Source organism: Planktotalea sp. (assembly GCF_050633725.1).
Lineage (GTDB): Bacteria > Pseudomonadota > Alphaproteobacteria > Rhodobacterales > Rhodobacteraceae > Planktotalea.
This window is the reverse complement of sequence record NZ_JBOEHB010000009.1, coordinates 152,099-171,959: the sequence shown is the minus strand read 5'-3', so window position 1 is coordinate 171,959 and position 19,861 is coordinate 152,099. Positions and strand designations below refer to the sequence as shown.

Genomic DNA, 19,861 nt, shown 5'->3' with positions numbered 1-19,861 from the left:
TGGCCGTCCTTCATTCTTTTTGCTTGAGGATACTCGCCAGAGCGTGACTGCACGGCAAAGGCGCGAATGAGGCTTGCCGCGCTGACATGCTTGAGCCACTGTCGCCTTATGAGTAAATCTTCCCAAACCCCCACCATGAGCAATCTAGGACATGTGCGCGCAATTCTGGCGCTGGGCCTGCCGTTGATCGGTGGGCATTTAGCGCAGTTTGCGATTGGTCTAACCGATACAATTATGCTGGGCTGGTATTCCATTGAAGGCTTGGCGGCGGTCACGCTTGCGAGCACGTTTTTCTTTGTTCTGTTTATCTTTGGATCAGGCTTTGCGCAGGCTGTCATGCCGTTGGTTGCAAGCCAGTACGCTGAAGGCGACGATGTACAAATGCGCCGAACCACCCGTATGGGGCTTTGGATGTCTTTTGTTTTTGCTTTGGCCGTCTTGCCGCTGTTTATCTTTGCAGCGCCAGTTCTGCGCGCCTTGGGGCAGACCGAAGAGATTGCAGTGCAAGCACAGTCCTATTTACGTATCGCAGGGTGGGGCATCATTCCAGCGCTTGGGGTCATGGTTCTAAAGTCATACCTCGCGGCATTAGAGCGAACGCAGGTTGTGCTTTGGGTGACGTTGATTGCTGCTGTTGTGAATGCCATCGCCAACTATGCGCTGATTTTTGGCAACTGGGGCGCGCCAGAGCTTGGGCTGCGGGGCTCTGCGATTGCGTCGCTGTTTGTTCAAATTCTCTCTTTGGCCGTGATCGCGGGATATGTGCTGCGCGCGTTGCCGGAGCAGCAAATTTTTGCTCGGATTTGGCGCCCCGACTGGGATGCGTTTTATTTGGTAGGCCGCATTGGCGTGCCGATTGGTTTTACAATGCTGGCAGAGGTTGGGCTATTCGCTGCCGCAACTCTTATGATGGGTTGGCTTGGGACGATTCCGCTGGCCGCGCATGGGATCGCGCTACAATTGGCCAGCGCGACGTTTATGGTTCATTTGGGGCTCGCGAATGCTGCGACAGTGCGCGCTGGCAATGCGCTTGGCCGCAGAGATGTGGCCCACCTGGCGCGAGGTGCCAAGGTTGTCATGGCAATGTCGCTCGGTATCGCGTTGCTCACGATTGCCGCTTTTGTGGTGTTCCCAGAGCAGTTGATTGCCCTGTTCTTAGATCGCAATGAGCCGAACAAAGACGCAATTCTGCGTGCTGGGGGCATTTTGCTACTGATGGCAGGTCTGTTCCAGCTTGTTGATGCCTTGCAAGTCATGGCCTTGGGGCTCTTGCGTGGTTTGCGCGATACGAAAGTCCCGATGATCTATGCTGCTTTCAGTTATTGGATCATTGGCGTGCCATGCAGCTATGCTCTAGGCTTCACCTTCGGGTTTGGAGGCGCTGGTATCTGGGGTGGGCTTGCGATTGGCCTTGCGGTCGCGTCAGTTTTGATGACAAAGCGCTTTTGGCGAATTGGACCCGAGATCGTTGCAAGGGGCGCTTAATCGCGATCTTTTAGCAAGCGGTCCGCTTTCTTTCGTACCAAAACAGAGCGCAAGTCATGCATCGCCAAAAGCAAATCGTCAGTGACTGCTTCTAGCTGCGCATCGGTGGCTTTTGCCTGTGCCCATTGCGTTGTGAGGTTTAGATAATCAACTGCGCGGTGGATATCGTCGATGTCACGCTCTGCTAAAATTTCGCTTCGCTCTGCCATCCAGTTTTGAATCGTTTCCAAGTCAAGGTCGCTTAAGACGCGATCACCTTGGGGCTTGATCTCGCCGTTGCGAATATTCACCGCGGCGATTTGATCCATTTCGATGCGGCGTTGCCGGTTTTCCGTGTCCACACGAAAGACGAGCGCGCCGTTTTCGCGCACTCGAAAGTAGTAATCTGGCAATTGACCCGACATGAATGCCCCTTGTCTTGACGTGGCTTAGGTTAGTGAAGCACAGAATGCCTGAATGCGCGTGCACGCTTCTTTTAGAGCTTCATCCGATGTAGCGTAGCTTACTCGGAAGTTTGGCGATAGCCCGAAGGCCGCTCCGAACACCACAGCAACGCCAGAGTGTTCAAGAAGCTGCGTTGCGAAGACCTCATCGTTTTCAATGACAACGCCCTCTGGTGTCTTTTTGCCGATAAGACCTTCAATCGATGGGTAAACATAGAATGCACCTTCAGGAACAGGGCAGCTTATTCCGTCAATCGCACTGAGCATTTCGACAACAAGATCGCGGCGGCGCACGAAAACCTTGTTGTTTTCTGCAAGAAAATCTTGCGGTCCATTGAGCGCTTCAACCGCCGCCCATTGACTAATTGTGCAAGGATTCGACGTGCTTTGCGATTGAATTTTGCGCATCGCATCGATCAAGGCTTTTGGCCCTGCCGCGTATCCGATACGCCAACCCGTCATCGCATAGGCTTTGGAAACGCCGTTGCAGGTAAGAGTGCGATCATAGAGCGAAGGTTCGACCTGCGCAGGGGTTGCGAACTCAAAGTCGTCGTAATTTAGGTGCTCATACATATCATCCGTCATGATCCAAACATGCGGATGACGCACCAGAACGTCCGTGAGCGCCTTCAATTCGTCATGCGTATACCCCGCACCCGTTGGGTTTGAGGGAGAGTTGAAAATGAACCATTTGGTTTTTGGCGTGATCGCGGCTTCAAGCTGCTCGGCGGACAATTTGTAGTTGGCGTCGGCTGTCGCGGGCGCAAAAACCGGCTCGCCGCCAGCAAGTAGAACCATATCAGGGTAGCTCACCCAGTACGGTGCAGGGATCAGTACTTCGTCGCCAGGGTTTAGTGTTGCCATGAGCGCGTTATATAGGATCTGCTTGCCACCCGTTCCGACAGACACTTGGTTGGTTTCATAGCTCAACTCGTTATCGCGCAAAAGCTTGGCGCAAATCGCTTGCTTGAGCTCGATGATCCCGTCAGGCGCTGTGTATTTCGTTTTACCTGCGGCGATCGCTGCGACAGCGGCGTCTTTGATGTTTTGAGGTGTGTCAAAATCAGGCTCACCCGCACCAAGGCCGATTACATCGCGTCCCGCGGCTTTCAGTTCTTGGGCTTTGGTCGTGACCGCAATGGTGGGTGACGGCTTGACGCGCGTAAGTGTCGCAGAAAGGAAGGTCATTGGGCGCTCCGAATTGTATTAAGGCCACGACCCTCTTAGGGTGCGACCAGCGCGTAATCAAGCGTTCTGCGAGCCGCGAACAGGAGATAGCACTATGGATGACATTGATGCATTGAATGCCAAGCCAATGACGACGGAAGATATGCCCGCTGAAGAGTGGTATGGGCCTGATGCGGCAACCTTTGGTGATCGCCTCGCTGCTGCGCGCGAAAACGCTCAGATGAGCCAAGCACAAATGGCGCGCCGTCTCGGGGTGAAGTCCACGACCTTACGTTCGTGGGAGCAAGATTTGTCAGAGCCGCGCGCCAATCGCCTGTCGATGATGGCGGGATTATTGAACGTTTCAATGATGTGGCTGATAAATGGTGAAGGTGAGGGGCTAGAAGCGCCTATCGCTGAAGACGCGCCAATGGATGTTGGCGTCGCGGCCATTTTACGCGATATGCGAGACTTGCGCGTAACGATGAGCCAATCAGCCGACCAATTGGCGCGATTGGAGAAGCGTTTGCAATCAGTATTGAAGGAAAGCGGATGAGCGAAACACCTCAAAACCGGATCAAGCGTTTGAAAATGCGCTCTATGCGACGTGGCATTAAAGAGATGGATATCATTTTGTCCGCTTACGCAGATGCGACGCTGCCCAGCATGAGCGAAGAGCAAATTACGCTCTATGATTCATTGCTCGATGAGAACGATCAGGATTTGTATTCGTGGGTGACAGGGCAAACACCCTCGCCAGCGCAGTTTCAGGAGCTGCTTTCTGAAATCTCACAAACCTTTCAAAAATAACAATAAATTCGACTTAACTGAATATTTGTATTTGTACCTCATTGTGACCGGCGAGCAGAAAGTCGGAGATAAGAATGAGCATACACAGCGTAGTCCACACAGACGACAACATAGGATCGGATGGTGGCTTTATTTCAGATTACCTAGAGGCGCTCGCGCTTGTAGAGCGGTTGCATCGGCTTTTGCTGGATGTGATCAAGGATGAGTTTGAGCGGGTAAATGTGCTTGAAATCAATGCGGTGCAGGCGCTGCTATTGTTCAACATCGGTGACAATGAAGTAACGGCGGGCGAGCTGAAATCTCGGGGATATTACCAAGGTTCGAACGTCAGCTATAACCTAAAGAAACTGGTGGAAATGGGCTACATGCACCACCAGCGTTGCGAAATTGATCGCCGCTCTGTCCGAGTGAAATTGACGCCAAAAGGGCGCGGTGTGCGCGATGTAGTGGCCAAACTCTTCGCGCGCCACGCAGACGGGCTCCAAAGTAAAGGTGTGCTCGGTCCTGAAGGGCTGATCGACATCACAGGTTCTTTGAAGCGGATGGAACGTTATTGGACCGATCAAATTCGCTATATTTATTGATCTTAGTGCCTGGCTAGAATTAGGTAACGTTCCTCAATTCTAGGCGATGGTTCGGAGACATCACGCGCTCAAAGCCTATGGCGGGTTAGATTAACCCGCCTTGGCATTCAAAGCCATAAGCGTAGTTTTTGGGCTGTTGCGCTGCCGAAAAAGGACGCCGATGTAAAATGGTGCATTTATCTTAAGCGAAGTCACTGGTCAGTTTTCGGGCTGAGATCATACAGGCAAGATAGGGGCTACACGGCATCAAGATTGGGGAAGCCCGAGGAGTCACAGCCTTGGCAATGAAGCGTCACTAGAGCGAGGCTGGGGGGGAGCTTGGCCGATCATTATGTTGCTGATTTCACGATATAGTTTCCGAGTCATCGTGCGCTCGAAGTCTTCAAAGCCTTGTGCAACCTCAAGAAAGGCGCCGTGCCCCCACAAGACATTGCTTTCATAGAACCACTCCACGTCTGGATCGCTGCCTTCAATCACCAAGCCGTTCACGGTGACATCCTCGAAAGGGAAATGATGATACGCCATACGTGGGCCAAAACCATCGTTGTTTATGCCATCCCCTGAGACGTCCATCACCTTGCGCGAGCATGTCGGCGCGTTTTCAAAGAGCTTTGCACCATAGCCTAAAGAGAATCCCATTGATGTGGGGTAGCGTGCAAATCGGCGCTTGTGGGTCGAAATCTTCGCCGCAGCGTGTTCAATGCTTGCTTTGGTGTTGAGCGTTGTCCAGTCGACAACGACGCTTTGTTGATAGCGTCCGCTCCATTCATAAACCGCAAAGCTAACTTCGCCACCGCTGGAATTCAGAATAGCGCGAGAAACATCATCTGACATAAGAGCGGCCGCTAAACCGTCTTGCTGCAGCGCGTATTCCTCTGGCGAGACCGAAGAGGAAACGTCAATCGCAAGCAAAAGTGCAAGGCGACAGGACGCCTGTGCCTGGTCAGCGAAAACAAGCGCCGATAGCATTAACGCGAGCTTTGCAGCGTTTACCTTTACCAATGCCCAATGCTTTCCATGCTTGCCCAAGGTTCCGCGACTTCAAGGGGTTCCCCGTCTTGCAATAGTTCAATCGAGATATTGTCAGGCGAGCGCACGAATGCCATCCGCCCGTCGCGAGGGGGGCGATTAAGCGTTACGCCTTTATCCATAAGGTGCGTACACATTTCGTAAATGTTATCGACAGCATAGGCTAAATGGCCAAAGTGACGTCCATCTGTGGGCAGTTCGGCATCACCGTCCCAATTATAAGTCAGCTCAATCGGACATTCGGGTTGATCAGGTGGGGCCATGAAAATCAGTGAAAAACGCCCTGCTTCGCTGTCCATTCTTCGGGTTTCTTCTAGCCCAAGCAATTTATAGAAGGCCATCGACGCCTCTAGATCCTTAACACGGACCATTGTGTGCAAATATTTTAATCCCATGCCGCTCTCCTTTTGCTAACAAAAAGAGTAGCGGGGGATTTCTAACTGTCGAGGGGGAAGGCGCAAGAAACTGCGAAAATGCGCTTTTAGAACGAAGACTGAATGCCGACGCGCAGACCAAGAGATTCGCTGTCAAAGAGGTTAATCGAAGAGTCGGTTTTGCTCGCGCTCACAGTTACAGAAGGCGAAAAGCCAAAATATTCGATGCGACTGATCACGCCTGTCGCATCGATGGACAGGGTTTTGTCCGTTCGGCCAAAGCGGGAATACCGTGACAAATCGTGGTTCTTCTGGCTAAAAGATACCCCAAAATCAATGGAAACACCTGCGATTGGTTTCGCCAACGCATAGCGCGTACGCAGCGACAATTGCAGGTAATCCAGACTTGGATCGAGCGAGCTGCTTTTTTTAAGGTGCAGGCTCATCGACAAATTGTCTTGGTTTGCCATTTTCAAACGCAGTCCTGCGCTGCCTCCCCAGATATCAACATCTTGGCGATTTGACATCGAACGTTGATGCTCGTGCGTGAGGCCAGCAAACATCAATCGACCGGGAGCAACGATCATGTTTTGCGTGAAGCCGAAACGCAAATATTGCATGAAGGGCGCGTTACCATACCAAGTGCGTCCAGCCGTAAGTTCAAATTGATGCGGTAGCTCGTTTCCAGATCCGCTGAAACCGCGCTTGATGTAGCTAAGAGACGCGGAGGAAAAGGCAAAATCCGACCCTTTCGAAGTCGGCGATAGCCGCTTGGCGTCGTCGGTCATCGTATAGGTTTTGTGATCAAGCCGAAGGACCAGGTCATGTTGACTACGTTGGCTTTCAAACAGGCGATAGCGCGTTGCGAGGCCAGACGTATATTCCAAACCAGCGAGCGCGCGCGCGGCACCCGTTAGTTCAAATTCGAGAGGAAGATCAAATAGACGGGTCGAGCTATGTTTGCTGCCGTTGTTGATGTTTGAATTCGGAGAAACGGAAAAGCTAAATTCTGTTGCCCATGGATTGGTGCGCCGAACATAGCGGAAATCTCGGATTGCAACGTTTTTAAACTCTTCGCTAGGTGCGTTTTGTGCCGCGCGGCGTAGCCAGTTTTGAGCGCGTGTTTTCGCACCAGACGTCGACAGAGATTGAGCCATAACCATTGACGCACCAAATCTCTCGGAGGAAGTGCGGGCCAATCCCCAGGCGCGCCGCGCTGTCGCGACGGCTTCGGGCAAAAGCCCCAAGTCGCGAGCTGCGCGCGCGCGAATAATCAGAGCTTCTGTGTCATTTGGATTGCGTTGAAGGAGGGCGCTGGCAATCTGATACCCAAGCTTTGGCTGACCTTTGATAACAGCGTCCGCCGCAAACACGCGCATTTCATTCGGTGTAAGTTGAACTTTTGAGTTGCTCTGAGCCAAAGCTGGTTGCGCCGCGCTGAAAAGAGCAAAACACACCAAAACAATCTGACAAATCAAGACTAGTCGCGTCATACGTTTGCTCCCAAGCAACACATCCGCTGCCTTCAAAACCTACTGCCTTACAGCAAAAAATCCACCGGTTTCGCGCACTGTAAAATCACCGCGCGGGTCTGCACCTGTGACAACGATAATCCCTGTGATCGTTTGAGCATTTTCGCCCGACAGGACCGCATAGTAGTTACCAGAGAAATTACCACCGAGTTGTGAACCAACTTGGCCTGTGAGCTCGCCATTGGCATCAATGACGCCACCGCCGTTGATCAAGAAGCGAAGTTCGGGAAGGACAGTCAGCTCGTCGTTGTCAAATGCATCAATAATATCTGCGGTCACTTCGTCACCGGCCAGATCAAAAATGCGGCGGTTGCTGATAGTTCCGCGAACGGCATCTCCAGAGTTGAAATCGTCGAAATCAATCGAAACTTCTGCGTCTCCACGTACATATTCAAGGCCGCCTTGGCCTTCGAAATCACGCAAACCGCCGTAGTTGTTTGTGCCTGTATAGAAAGCCTGACCGGTCGTCGGTAGCGTTACACCGCCCTCTCTTTGATAGATGAACCCGCCAAATCCGTAATTGACGTAAGCCGCCGTGCGCACAATCGCGATGGAAGAATTGCCATCAGGAGCAACCGCATAGAGCGCGCGGTAGGTCAATTGTTCGATCTCGGCAGAGGTCAGGTTGTCCACTGCAATCGCTTCGGCTTCAAACACGCTGAAGGGGCCCATGCCAAAACGATCGCCGTTCTCATCGAGAACAACGGTGTATGGGCTGTCCCCGTCAAACGCGAGGTTGTCTACGGTGAACGTGTCGTTTTCGCTGTCGTAGCTAAAGCCTTCCGCATATCCGTTGCCAGACCCGTCAGAAGTTGCTTCACGGCGAAAGATCGCATTTCCAGCGGTCGGGTTCACCGTACCGGGCAAAACCGCGCTGTCTGAATCAATTGGCTCGCCGTCGTCCTCATCTTCTTCATCTGCGCTAGTATCTGTATCGCTTACAGCGCTGGTATCGTCGGTTTGAGTGTCGGTTCCGGTGTCGTCACCAGCATCCGTCGTCGTAGTTGTGGTTGCCGTTGTTTCCTCTTCGGTCTCATCGTCGAAAGGATTCGTTCCATCGCCACCACAGGCCGATAAGCTCATGAGAATGGCACAACAAACTAAAAAACGAGTCATATTCAGAGCCTTCTAAGGAATTGGCCGTAAATTCGATGCTGGCTCAGGAAAAGTCAACGCAGATTAGGGGGTTATCCCTGCGATTGCGTAAAGAAATGTGACTTGTGTAACTGCTGCTCATTGATCCGGTCCCATGGTTTTCGAATGGGCATTGACGCTTTTGGTCGCGTCGTTTGTCTAATCTGAACCTTTCTGGCTTGATTGTCGGCTACAATTACAAGCCACGGAGTTCTCGCTGGAGTTGCTTTTGTTTTGCTATTTTTCCCGGGTGCGCAGCAGATTTAGTGAGAATGCTTGCCACTTATCAAAGCTGAGGGCATGGTGCGGTTACAACGACTACCTAGGGAGAAAAAAATGAAAAAACTAATGACAGCAACGGCTGTATCCGCGCTCATGTGTTCTGCGGCTTTTGCAGAAGACATCAAACTTGGCGTGATTTTCGGCTTCACTGGACCGATTGAATCGCTGACAGGTCCAATGGCCTCAGGCGCAGAGCTTGCAATGAAAGAAGTCACCGATTCTGGCCTTCTTCTGGATGGCTCTTCGGTTACATCCGTGCGCGCTGACTCAACATGCATCGATTCTGCGGCGGCGACAGCGGCAGCAGAGCGTCTTGTGACGGCTGACAAAGTAAACGCAATCGTTGGCGCAGACTGCTCTGGCGTAACAGGTGCGATTTTGCAGAACGTTGCTCGTGCGAACGGTGTTGTGATGATTTCACCCTCCGCGACGTCCCCGGCGCTTTCAACTGCTGAAGACGATGGTCTCTTCTTCCGTACATCCCCATCTGATGCACGTGAAGGTCAGGTAATGACCGATATCCTCATGGAAGAAGGCATCAAGTCTGTTGCTTTGACCTATACAAACAACGACTACGGCAAAGGTTTGGCTGACGCGTTCGTTTCTGCATTTGAAGCAGCGGGCGGTTCTATCACAGTCAACATCAGCCACGAAGATGGCAAAGCGGACTACTCTTCCGAGGTTGGTACACTTGCCTCTGCGGGCGGCGATATTCTGGTTGTTGCAGGTTACCTTGACCAAGGTGGACGCGGCATCATCGAAGGTTCGCTTGACTCAGGTGCTTGGGATCGTTTCGTCCTTCCAGGCGGCATGATCGGTGACAATATTCTGACAATTGGTGATGGCCTTAACGGTTCTATCGGTCAAATCGCGGGTACAGAAGGCACAGGCATCGAGACGTTCTCGGCAATGGCAACCGAAGCTGGCTTTGACGGAACATCGCCTTACACGCCAGAAAGCTATGACGCCGCGGCGCTTTTGATGTTTGCAATGCAGGCAGCAGGTTCTTCCGCAAGCGCGGACATCAAAGACAAAATCTTTGACGTAGCAAACGCACCAGGTGAGAAAATCTACCCTGGCGAGTTGGCAAAGGGCCTTCAGATCCTCAAAGACGGCGGTGAGATCGACTATGTTGGCGCGTCTTCGGTTGAAATGATCGGTAACGGCGAATCTGCGGGCAACTACCGTCAGATCATCGTTAAAGACGAAAAGTTCGAAACAGTTCAGTACCGCTAAACGCGTTATTTGGACTTGGAAAAGCCCCGGCATTGCTGGGGCTTTTTTTCCTTTTCAGGACGAGATTGGATCAATTCGATGCGCCCCAATTCACCTCATGCTGGTTACTTTTTGTACCATTCAATCGGGATGTATCCTGGCAAAGAAGAAGAACTCGCAGCTGCGACGGCAGAGTTCGCGCAAATCTGGGCAGCCCCTGATGACAAGCAATGGGGCTATGTTTTGCTCAAGCGGCAGGACTTCATTGATTATTGGCGACGTATTATCAATGTGCCCAAAGGCTCGTTGACCACTTGCGAGAGCGTGACGGACGGGATGCACAAGCTCATGCGCGCGTTGCCAGACGGGCAATTGCGCGGCAAGCGTGTGCTGGTGTCAGAGGATTGCTTTCCGTCGATGCATTTCTTGCTGGCTGGCCTTGCTCCGAAGATGGGTTTCACGCTGGACACAGTGCCAAAGCGCGACGGGGCATCGTGGGTTGAGCCTGACGACTTCATGGAAAGCTGGGGCAGGGATGTTGGCCTTGCTCTGCTCACTTGGGTGACCTCCACTGCCTCAGCCCGTGTTGATCTCGAACCGCTCGTTGCCCATGGGCGCGAGATGGGCAGCATGATCGGTGTTGATATCACACAAGCCGCTGGCCTGATCCCGTTTGATGCGATGAACCCAAAGGTGGATTTTACCCTCTCGACCTCGCTTAAGTGGATGTGCGGAACGCCAGGGGCAGGAATTCTCTACGTTGATAAAGCGCTCGCACTTGAGTTGCAGCCTGAAGCGCGGGGCTGGTTTTCGCAGAACAACCCGTTTTCTTGGGATTTGGATAAATTCGAATACGCGCCCGACATAAGGCGGTTTGACAGCGGCACGCCTGGATCTGTTGCTGCGCTTGCCTCGCTTCCTGCCCTTAAATGGCACGCAGCGCAAAACCACTTTGAACTTGCCTCTTGGAACCGCGAACTTGTCGACTTGATAATAAAGAGGGCCGATGCTTTGAACTTGCCGCTGCATTCCCCGCGCGAAGTCGATCGGCGTGGCGGCTCTGTTATGCTGCGTTTCCCTGACAAAGCTGAGGCCGCGGCGGTCACTGGGGCGCTTGGTGTTGAAGGGTTATCGGTCGATTTCAGGGGCCAGTTGTTGCGTCTTTCCCCCGGAAATGTAACCGCGAAAGAAACGATTGATGATGTTTTTGATCTTACGGAAGAAGTCATGACTCGCCGCCGTCGCCGTTTTGCGGGGCGGAGCAATTTATCCAATGTGACAATGAAGGGAAGCGAAATGTCTTCAAGCGATGTTCTTGGTGCTTTGGGCGGTATGCTCTTGAGCGGTGATATCAAAATTGTCGATTGCACCGCGCAGCTTGGCCCAGAAACGCCGATTATACATTTGCCAGAAGATTTCGCGGTCAACACACCTCAGGTCGAAATTCATAAAATCAGCGAGTACGATGCAGATGGTCCGTTCTTTGCATGGAATTGGCTAAAGCTAGGCGAGCATTCTGGCACGCATTTCGATGCGCCGCATCATTGGATTTCAGGCAAAGACCATGAAGACGGTTATACCGATACTCTCGATATGCAGCGTACAATCGCGCCCGTAAACGTGATCGATTGCTCGGCCGAGTCTGAGGCTGACAACGATTTCTTGCTGACCGCAGAACATGTGAAAGCGTGGGAGCGCGAGCATGGTGACATCAATCCGGGGGAGTGGGTGGTTATGCGCACTGATTGGGATAAACGTGCCCATGATGTTGCGTTGTTTTTGAATGATGACCCTGATCCGCATGAAGACGGCAGTCATAGTCCGGGCCCGACAACCGATTGCATCGACTATTTGCTCGGTAAAGGCATCGTCGGCTGGGGCACGCAGTGTATTGGAACGGACGCTGGCATGGCTGGAAAATTCAGCCCGCCATATCCTGCGCATAATTATTTGCACCGCGACAATTGTTTCGGTCTGGCCAGCTTGTGCAATCTTGATCAACTGCCGCCAAAGGGTGCCATCCTGATTGCCGCGCCGTTAAAAATTGAAAACGGCACGGGATCACCTATTCGGGCTATGGCGCTGGTGCCAAAACAGTAAACCAAATCACTCAAGGGTGTTTAAACGGTTGTAACATATTGTCTTGTCAAGTTTACTAACGCGCAACGCAGATTGCGCGTTGGATTTCTTTTGATTTTTAACAAATGTTTAGGGCGACCCTAATATGGCCAAACAACGACCCACAGGAAAAGCTGAACTCCGCGCCGCGCGCCGCGCTGGGGCTAGCTTGCTTGGCTCCGTTTTCACGTTTTCAATTTTTGTAAACCTTTTGATGCTGACTGGCCCGCTGTTCATGTTGCAGGTCTATGACCGTGTGCTTGGATCGCGTTCTGAAGAAACGCTGGTGGCTTTATTCGCGCTTGTTGCCGCTCTCTATTTGTTGATGGGTCTGTTAGATTACGCACGTGGTCGCTTACTTGCGCGTTTTGCCGTTCGGTTTCGCGAGAAGCTGGATGCGCGCGTCTTTGATGCAAGCCTGCGCCACTCGCTGATGCCCGATGCGCGCTCGCAGCCTGCGGTTGGGCTGCGCCAGCTTGATGCAGTGCAGACCTTTTTCATCTCTCCTGTGATGCTCGCGATTTTCGACATCCCCTGGACTCCGCTGTTCATCGCTGCGATTTTTATCTTCCACCCGCTTCTGGGCTGGCTTGCCGTAGCTGGCGGCGCGATATTGATCTTGGTCGCGGTCCTAAACAGCCTGCTGACCAATCGCAAAACGCTTGAGGCACAGCAAAAATCTACCGCAGCGCATGGATTTGCGGATCAGACTCGTAATTCGAGCGAAATCGTTCGCTCGCAAGGTATGAGTAAAGCCATGCAAGCGCGCTGGCAGGGCGTTCAGAATGAAGCCTTGGTACAAACCGTTGGTGCGAGCGATTGGACGGGCAGTTTTACCGCGCTCACCAAAGCGTTTCGACTCTTCTTGCAATCCGCGATGCTGGCTCTGGGCGCATGGTTGACGCTTGAGGGGGAATTAACGGCAGGCGCGATGATCGCGGGTTCTATCCTGCTAGGACGTGCGCTTGCTCCGATTGAGCAATCGGTTGGTCAATGGGCCTTGATTCAGCGCGCCGTAGAAGGGTGGCGCGGCATCGCTCGTTTGTTGCAAGCGATCCCGGAAGATGACGAAACCATCAAGCTGCCGACGCCTCCTGCGCATATGTCTTTCCAAGGGGTCGCGGTTGTTGCGCCAGTTACGCGCACGCCGATCCTTGCGGGCGTAAGTTTCACGATTGAGCCGGGGCAGGTGCTTGGCGTCATCGGTAACAGTGGTACGGGAAAATCGACCTTAGCCAAAGCTCTTGTGGGGTTGATGCCAGCAGCGGCGGGTGAGATCCGATTTGGCGGCGCGACGTTAGATCAGTATGATCCTGATCAACTAGGCTCTCTCATTGGATATCTGCCGCAAAACGTGACGCTATTTAGTGGCACCGTCGCTGAAAACATTGCCCGCATGTCAATTGATGTGGATGAAGAGAAAGTCTTTGATGCCGCCAAACGCGCAAACGCGCATGACATGATTTTGGCGCTACCTGATGGATATAAAACGGTTCTTCATGGCAACGATAACCTCCTGTCAGGAGGCCAAAAGCAACGTCTCGCTCTGGCGCGCGCGCTGTATCAAGACCCTGTCATGTTGGTGCTGGACGAGCCAAATTCGGCGCTCGATAGCGTTGGGACGGATGCATTGAACCGCACTGTTCGCGAATTCAAAGGCTCTGAGCGTGCAGTTGTAATTATGACCCACCGCCCCCAAGCCATTTCAGAATGCGACCGCCTTATCGTTATGGACAAAGGGCGGGTAAAGGCCAATGGGCCACGCGATGAGGTGCTAAAAGCGATGGTTCAAAACTCGGGTCAAGTAACGCGTGAGATTACAGGGGATAAGCCTAATGACGCCTGAAAATAACGCCCCCCGAAAGTCGATTGCCAAAGCTGGAAAGCCCTTGTTTGTTGGGTATGCCGCGCTTGCAGTACTGCTTGGCGTGATTGGTGTTTGGAGTGTGCAAGCACGCATCGCTGGCGCAGTCATTGCGTCGGGCATGATCCAAGTCGAGAACAACCGCCAAGTGGTGCAACACCCTCAAGGCGGCGTTGTCGGTGAACTCTTTGTGCGCGACGGTGATCGCGTCAAAGCAGGAGACGTGGTTTTGCGTCTTGATGACACTCTGCTGCGCTCTGAGCTGGCAATCATCAACGCCCAACTGAATGAAATTCGCGCTCGAAAAGGCCGGTTGAGCGCTGAACGTGACGACGCAAAAGAGATTGTTTTTGGTGACGAGATCCTCGCAATTGCTGCGCAAGACCCTGATGTTGCTTCCCTCATCGAGGGACAAAAACGTCTATTCCAAACACGCTTGATCGCGCTTGAGCAAGAGACGGAGCAGCTTAAGAACCAGATCGAGCAAACGCACGATCAGATCAGAGGAGGCGAAGCGCAACTTCTCGCAAGTGAGGGGCAAGCAAAGCTCATTATCTCTGAGCTCGAAGACGCAAAAACGCTGCTTGATAAAGGGCTGGCTCAGGCGTCGCGCGTATCCGCTTTGCGCCGAGAAGAAGCGCGCCTTAACGGTGCGATTGGTCAATACACTGCTGGTGTTGCTCAGCTCAAAGGTGACATTGCGCGTCTCAATATCGAAATTTTGCGCCTAAGCACATTGCGCCGCGAAGAGGCGATCAGCACTCTGCGCGACTTACAGTTCCAAGAGAACGAGCTGGTGGAACGGGCTTTGTCTGCTCGCGATACGCTGTCAAAAATGGAAGTGCGCTCGCCTGTGTCTGGTGTGATCTATGGTAACACGGTGTTTGCTTTGCAATCGGTGATCTCACCCGCCGCGCCGATCATGTATGTGATCCCTCAGGATCAAGCCCTGATCGTTTCCGCACGCGTCGAAGCAATCCATATTGACCAAGTCCATGAGGGGCAGGCGGCAACGCTGCGTTTCGTCGCGTTCGATCAGCGTACAACGCCCGAAATTTTCGGCTCTGTGACGCGTCTATCGGCGGATGTGTTTACCGATGAGGTGTCTGGCATTTCCTTTTACCAGGCCGAGCTTTTGCCGAATGAGGGCGAGCTGGTCAAACTTGAAGGCCAGCAATTGGTGCCTGGTATGCCGGTGGAAGCTTTCATCAAAACAGCAGATCGCTCTCCGCTTAGCTATTTGATGAAGCCTTTGATGGATTACTTTAATAAGGCCTTCCGCGAAGCGTGAGGCTTGATCTCGAGCAACCTTTTTGAGTAGGCTTTCGTTTTTCGCGCCAGTCGGCGTAATTTCACGCAAGGAAATTCAAAATGGTCCAGATCGTTGACACCAATTTATCGGGAAACATCACGCTAATAAGCGGAGAGGATTACTTTCTGCTTCCGGGCATTTCTCATTATTCACAATCTGGCACTGCCGTGAACGCGAACTCCGGATCCCAGATTCTTATATCGGGACACCTTGCTTCACTCACCTACAGGGCGATTGAATTTGGTGGAAACGATGACATCTACGTCACGATCTCCCAAGGTGGCAGCGTCACGAGCCACGACGAATATTTTGCTTTTTCAGGCTTTGGCGATGACAATGTTATCGTTAACTATGGCACGATTACAGGCGGCCCGATAGATTCCGACGGGGCTGGCACTGTTATCAGTAATTTCGGATATATTGGGGTTCCCTTTGTCGGTACAGGTCAAGGCGCGTTGAACTTGGACGGTGAAGGCGCGCAGATCAACAACGCTGGGGTGATTTTTTCAAACTCTACCAGCGCGATTGAGATGTCGGGATCAGGGAACATTGAGAATTCTGGAACACTGGATGGCGACGATGTTGGTATTGACGCTTCGGGGCTAGGCGTCGCAGAGACGGCAACGATCGTGAATACAGGTCTCATTGTCGGGAGCGTTTGGGCTTATGATGGCGGCCTTGGTGCAACCTTCCTTACGAACTCTGGCACGCTGAGCGGGGGCGTCAATTTGGCTGGTGATGACGCCAATAGCTTTACCAATTCGGGCGAGGTGCTCGGCAATGTCATTCTTGGCGATTACGGTGACATCTACAAGGCGCGCGGCGAAGGCCACATCACTGGTACGCTTTTTGGCGGGTTAAGCGGTGATTTGATTGTCGGCGCCCTCTATGAGGACCGTTTTGAAGGGGGGCTTGGCAATGACACACTGCTTGGCGGCGCGGGTGAAGACACGTTGAGCGGCGATGAAGATAACGATGTGCTAAAAGGCGGCAACGACGACGATCAACTGTTTGGCGGCGCGGGTGGCGATACGTTGCGCGGCGGCGAGGGGGCTGACACGTTGGAGGGCGGCAAGGGCGCTGATCTTTTGCGTGGCGGCACTGGCAGCGATGATCTGGACGGCGGCGGCGGTGATGATACGCTGCGCGGCGGTGAGGGCAGTGATACGCTCGCGGGGGGCGACGGCGCTGATATGCTGCTCGGCAAGGCGGGCGATGATCTGCTGGAAGGCAACGCAGGCAATGACACGCTCATCGGCGGGTCCGGCGATGACACGCTGAATGGAGGCTTGGGCCAGGATCTGTTGATTGGTGGCTCTGGCGCAGATGTGTTTGTATTTGGCTCTACCGGAGCAAGCCCGAACTCATCAAACCGCGATGAGATTCAACAGTTCGATCAATCCGATTTGATTGATGTCTCTCAGGTCTTTGCAGGTACGCTTGATTTCATTGGCACTGGTTCATTTAGCGGCACGGGTACGGCAGAACTGCGCCTAAACGAGACGGCCGCAGGCAATACGCTGGCGTATGTCGATATCGATGGCAACGGCTCCGCCGAGATGCGCATCTTTGTGACAAATACGCTTGGGCTAGATCAGAGCGACTTCATTCTGTAACGAGGGTTTAATCGCCTAGCTATCGCGGAAGTCTTCCGGGGCTTTCCCGCGATAGTGCTGCGTGAGCTCTTCGGGCACTTCGCTCCCATCGGCAAGGAAAGGCAAAATCCCGCGTCTGATAGACTTGCCGCGCATGGCTTTGATATCATCCTCTGATTTGGTTACGCGCTGCGACATACGGCGTGCCCATTGGAAGAGATAGCCATAAAGTCGGTCGATCTCATCCTTATGTTCGTCGCCTTTCGCAAGATCGTGAAATTCTTCTGGGTCGGTTTCAAGATCGAACAACATCGGGCGGAACCCGCCTTCAGCGTGCATTAGTTTAAAGCGACCATCAAATACCATAAAGAGCCGCGCATCGCGTGGCTCCAACCCGAGACGCGCGGCTTGCGGTGTGACAGAGTAATCATATTCGCTAATCGCGAATTCGCGCCATTCTGGCGTTTCTCCATGCAGCCAAGGCGTAAGGGCGCGGCCTTCTAGAATATGATCGGCGATCTTTCCCCCTGCGGCTTCGACAAAGGTTGGCGCGAGATCAATGCTTTCCACCAGCGCGTCACACGTCGTACCGCGCGTTGCGCTCGCCTCTTTGCGCGGATCGTAAATGATCATCGGGACTTTTACCGATTGCTCATGAAAGAGGTCTTTTTCGCCAAGCCAATGATCCCCAAGATAATCACCGTGGTCCGATGTCAGCACGATCATCGTCTCTTTTAACGCATCGGTCTTTTCGAGGTGATCCAGCAAGCGGCCCAGTTGGTCATCGCATTGCTTGATCAACCCCATATAAGCGGGGATAACTTTTTGACGTACTTCGTCTTGCTGAAACGCGGTCGCGATTTTGTTTTCCATATACGCGCCAAAGACAGGCTGTGGATCGTCCCGCTCTACCTCGTGGCGCGTGGCTGCGGGCACATGATTTGCTCCGAACATATTGTGATAAGGGGCAGGGACGATGTAGGGCCAATGAGGTTTGATATAGCTGACATGGGCCATCCACGGCCCTTTCTTTTCCTCAATGAATTCGATGGTTTTGGTGGTCAACCAAGGCGTTTCGCTATCTTGTTCGCGCACGTTGGCGGCCTTGTCCGCATTCTTGAATATCCAACCCGACGCCATGTCGCCGCCTTCGTCAATGCCCGCATTGGCGAAATCCGCCCAAGGGTTTTCAGAGGGGTAGCCCTTGCCTTTGAGATACTCGTTATAAGGCGAGCGTTTTTCATCATAAAACCCATCTGGCCCTTGCCCCCAAAGACCATCGTCTCTGATCCATGTGTCAAAGCCGCACTCGGCTTGGCGTGCGCCGATTTCACTGTCAGGCGAGAGGCCCAAGCGCGCCATTCCGGCCGCGTCGGCTTTCATATGGGTCTTGCCTATGAGCCAGCTCTCCATGCCCGCATCGCGCAAATGATCACCTAAAGTCATTTCGCCAACACGCAGTGGAAATCCGTTCCAGTGCGCCCCATGTGATGAAGCATATCGTCCCGTATAATAACACATGCGAGATCCGCCACAGACAGGCGATTGTACGTACGCATTGGTAAAGCGCACACCCATGTTCGCCACGCGATCAAAGTTAGGCGTGTGTAGATGCGGATGCCCTGCACAACTCAGGTAATCAAAACGCAATTGGTCGTACATAATGAAAAGAATGTTCATTTCGGCCTCGCCAGCAATGTTTGTTAATTCGTACACAACAGAAGTGTGAAGCGCTAGCTGCGAGCCGCAAATTCACGGTGCGAGTAGTTTGAGCGGTGCGACGCGCCTTCGTAGATTTGGAATGATGTATCGAAGCTGGATGCGTGGAAACGCCCAAGAATGCGGTCTGCGTTGGTATAAAGGTAAGCTTGGTTTAGAGTGGTGGGCGACCCTGGAATCGAACCAGGCGTGCGTCTCCGCGAGGGAGTTACAGTCCCCTGCCACACCTTGCGGCCTGTCGCCCACTGCATGGGCCGAAACCCAGTGCGTGAGCGGGTGATTACAAGCGGGGCAAATAGCCGTCAACCCGAAAAACTCTTGCGAAGCCAACTCATTCAAGGCAATGCGTTGCGAGGCCACGCGCCAAAGGAGCCAAAGATGAAAAAACCTAAGTGGGTCGTGAAAAAAGAGCAGGACAAAAAAGCGTCCAATGCTGAGACTTTGTGGCTTTTTGGTCTGCATGCGGTGCGTGATGCGCTGATGAATCCTGAGCGCCAAAAGCTAAAATTGGTCGTAACCCGAAATGCGATGGATAAGTTGGCCGAAGCGATAGCGTTTTCTGGTATGGAGCCAGAAATGTGCGAGCCGCGCAAATTCAACGCGCCGCTTGATCCGCAATCGGTTCATCAAGGCGCAGCTTTAGAAGTTAAGCCGCTTAAGTGGGGGCGCTTGGAAGATGTTTGTGTTGGCGGCAGCGCCGCAGTTCCGCGCGCTATCTTGCTCGATCGCGTGACTGATCCGCATAACGTCGGGGCGATTCTTCGATCTGCTGAAGTGTTTGGCGCGAGCGCCGTTATCGGCACGCACCGTGGTTCGGCTCCAGAAACAGGGGCTTTGGCGAAGACAGCGAGCGGCGCGCTAGAGCGACAACCCTATTTGCGGATACGAAACCTCGCGGAAAGCATCGAGGCGCTGCAAAAGATGGGTTACTTTGTGCTGGGCCTTGATGGTGAAGCAGAGCAAACAATTGAAACCGCTCTGGAAGGCAGGAGGGATCGCCCGATTGCTTTGGTTCTTGGTGCTGAAGGCCCGGGCTTGCGCGACAAAACAAAAGAAACTGTCGATGCTTTGGTCAAGATTGAATTTGCCGGTGCGTTTGGCTCTCTCAACGTTTCTAACGCGGCGGCAGTTGCGCTTTATGCGAGCTTGCCGCGCTAGTTTGCCCTCGCACTGCGCTAGCAATGGCACGCCCCATGGG

At 53.0% G+C, this 19,861-nt stretch carries 17 protein-coding genes and 1 tRNA gene; 10 read left to right on the top strand and 8 right to left on the bottom strand.

Features of this window, described 5'->3' with window-relative positions; genetic code table 11:
- The first annotated feature begins 135 nt into the window (after window positions 1-135).
- Complete coding sequence (locus ACRBCU_RS09890) at window positions 136-1,485, top strand: MATE family efflux transporter (RefSeq protein ID WP_431365220.1); 1,350 nt, start codon at window positions 136-138, stop codon at window positions 1,483-1,485.
- Here the strand turns inward: ACRBCU_RS09890 and ACRBCU_RS09885 are convergent.
- Window positions 1,482-1,889, bottom strand: coding sequence for a hypothetical protein (locus ACRBCU_RS09885; protein WP_431365219.1), 408 nt, complete (start codon window positions 1,887-1,889; stop codon window positions 1,482-1,484). The genes ACRBCU_RS09890 and ACRBCU_RS09885 overlap by 4 nt on opposite strands.
- A 24-nt stretch (window positions 1,890-1,913) precedes the next feature.
- Window positions 1,914-3,116, bottom strand: coding sequence for a pyridoxal phosphate-dependent aminotransferase (locus ACRBCU_RS09880; protein ID WP_431365218.1), 1,203 nt, complete (start codon window positions 3,114-3,116; stop codon window positions 1,914-1,916).
- Between the two features lie 94 nt (window positions 3,117-3,210).
- Here ACRBCU_RS09880 and ACRBCU_RS09875 point away from each other — a divergent pair, with 94 nt between their 5' ends.
- The 3 genes from ACRBCU_RS09875 (at window position 3,211) to ACRBCU_RS09865 (ending at window position 4,489) form a co-directional block, all read left to right on the top strand.
- Window positions 3,211-3,651: a helix-turn-helix domain-containing protein gene (locus tag ACRBCU_RS09875; RefSeq protein ID WP_431365217.1), complete on the top strand. Its 441-nt coding sequence runs from the start codon at window positions 3,211-3,213 to the stop codon at window positions 3,649-3,651.
- Window positions 3,648-3,905, top strand: coding sequence for a succinate dehydrogenase assembly factor 2 (locus tag ACRBCU_RS09870; RefSeq protein ID WP_431365216.1), 258 nt, complete (start codon window positions 3,648-3,650; stop codon window positions 3,903-3,905). The genes ACRBCU_RS09875 and ACRBCU_RS09870 overlap by 4 nt, the downstream gene beginning before the upstream one ends.
- 74 nt (window positions 3,906-3,979) lie before the next feature.
- A complete protein-coding gene (locus ACRBCU_RS09865; protein ID WP_431365215.1) occupies window positions 3,980-4,489 on the top strand; it encodes a MarR family winged helix-turn-helix transcriptional regulator in 510 nt (169 codons plus the stop codon).
- 270 nt (window positions 4,490-4,759) lie between these two features.
- Here the strand turns inward: ACRBCU_RS09865 and ACRBCU_RS09860 are convergent, their stop codons facing one another.
- From ACRBCU_RS09860 to ACRBCU_RS09845, 4 genes are all read right to left on the bottom strand, one after another.
- Entirely contained in the window at window positions 4,760-5,491 is a 732-nt protein-coding gene (locus ACRBCU_RS09860) for a DUF1194 domain-containing protein (RefSeq protein WP_431365214.1), read from the bottom strand.
- Window positions 5,485-5,913, bottom strand: coding sequence for a VOC family protein (locus ACRBCU_RS09855; RefSeq protein ID WP_431365213.1), 429 nt, complete (start codon window positions 5,911-5,913; stop codon window positions 5,485-5,487). The genes ACRBCU_RS09860 and ACRBCU_RS09855 overlap by 7 nt, the downstream gene beginning before the upstream one ends.
- A gap of 86 nt (window positions 5,914-5,999) precedes the next feature.
- A complete protein-coding gene (locus ACRBCU_RS09850; protein ID WP_431365212.1) occupies window positions 6,000-7,385 on the bottom strand; it encodes a tetratricopeptide repeat protein in 1,386 nt (461 codons plus the stop codon).
- A 39-nt stretch (window positions 7,386-7,424) separates the two neighbouring features.
- Complete coding sequence (locus tag ACRBCU_RS09845) at window positions 7,425-8,540, bottom strand: hypothetical protein (RefSeq protein ID WP_431365211.1); 1,116 nt, start codon at window positions 8,538-8,540, stop codon at window positions 7,425-7,427.
- Window positions 8,541-8,894: 354 nt separating this feature from the next.
- On the opposite strand from ACRBCU_RS09845, the gene ACRBCU_RS09840 reads away from it, so the two are divergent.
- The 5 genes from ACRBCU_RS09840 to ACRBCU_RS09820 all read left to right on the top strand — a co-directional run bounded on the left by ACRBCU_RS09840 (window position 8,895) and on the right by ACRBCU_RS09820 (window position 16,965).
- Window positions 8,895-10,076, top strand: coding sequence for an ABC transporter substrate-binding protein (locus tag ACRBCU_RS09840; RefSeq protein ID WP_431365210.1), 1,182 nt, complete (start codon window positions 8,895-8,897; stop codon window positions 10,074-10,076).
- Between the two features lie 78 nt (window positions 10,077-10,154).
- The gene (locus ACRBCU_RS09835; protein ID WP_431365209.1) at window positions 10,155-12,155 is read left to right on the top strand and encodes an aminotransferase class V-fold PLP-dependent enzyme; all 2,001 of its coding nucleotides are present in this window, start codon (window positions 10,155-10,157) and stop codon (window positions 12,153-12,155) included.
- 124 nt (window positions 12,156-12,279) lie between these two features.
- The gene (locus tag ACRBCU_RS09830; protein ID WP_431365208.1) at window positions 12,280-14,019 is read left to right on the top strand and encodes a type I secretion system permease/ATPase; all 1,740 of its coding nucleotides are present in this window, start codon (window positions 12,280-12,282) and stop codon (window positions 14,017-14,019) included.
- Window positions 14,009-15,328 (top strand): HlyD family type I secretion periplasmic adaptor subunit, encoded by a 1,320-nt coding sequence (locus ACRBCU_RS09825; RefSeq protein ID WP_431365207.1) that lies wholly within the window; start codon window positions 14,009-14,011, stop codon window positions 15,326-15,328. Before ACRBCU_RS09830 ends, ACRBCU_RS09825 begins: the two co-directional genes overlap by 11 nt.
- 80 nt (window positions 15,329-15,408) lie before the next feature.
- The gene (locus ACRBCU_RS09820; protein WP_431365206.1) at window positions 15,409-16,965 is read left to right on the top strand and encodes a calcium-binding protein; all 1,557 of its coding nucleotides are present in this window, start codon (window positions 15,409-15,411) and stop codon (window positions 16,963-16,965) included.
- Between the two features lie 15 nt (window positions 16,966-16,980).
- Here the strand turns inward: ACRBCU_RS09820 and ACRBCU_RS09815 are convergent, their stop codons facing one another.
- Both ACRBCU_RS09815 and ACRBCU_RS09810 read right to left on the bottom strand, forming a co-directional pair.
- Window positions 16,981-18,624 carry a sulfatase-like hydrolase/transferase gene (locus ACRBCU_RS09815; protein WP_431365205.1) on the bottom strand — a complete coding sequence of 548 codons (1,644 nt, stop codon included), beginning with the start codon at window positions 18,622-18,624 and terminating at the stop codon, window positions 16,981-16,983.
- Window positions 18,625-18,823: 199 nt separating this feature from the next.
- Window positions 18,824-18,907, bottom strand: a tRNA-Tyr gene (locus ACRBCU_RS09810).
- Window positions 18,908-19,041: 134 nt separating this feature from the next.
- Between ACRBCU_RS09810 and rlmB the strand changes: the two genes are divergently transcribed.
- Window positions 19,042-19,821 (top strand): 23S rRNA (guanosine(2251)-2'-O)-methyltransferase RlmB, encoded by a 780-nt coding sequence (gene rlmB, locus ACRBCU_RS09805; RefSeq protein ID WP_431365204.1) that lies wholly within the window; start codon window positions 19,042-19,044, stop codon window positions 19,819-19,821.
- Window positions 19,822-19,861 lie beyond the last annotated feature (40 nt).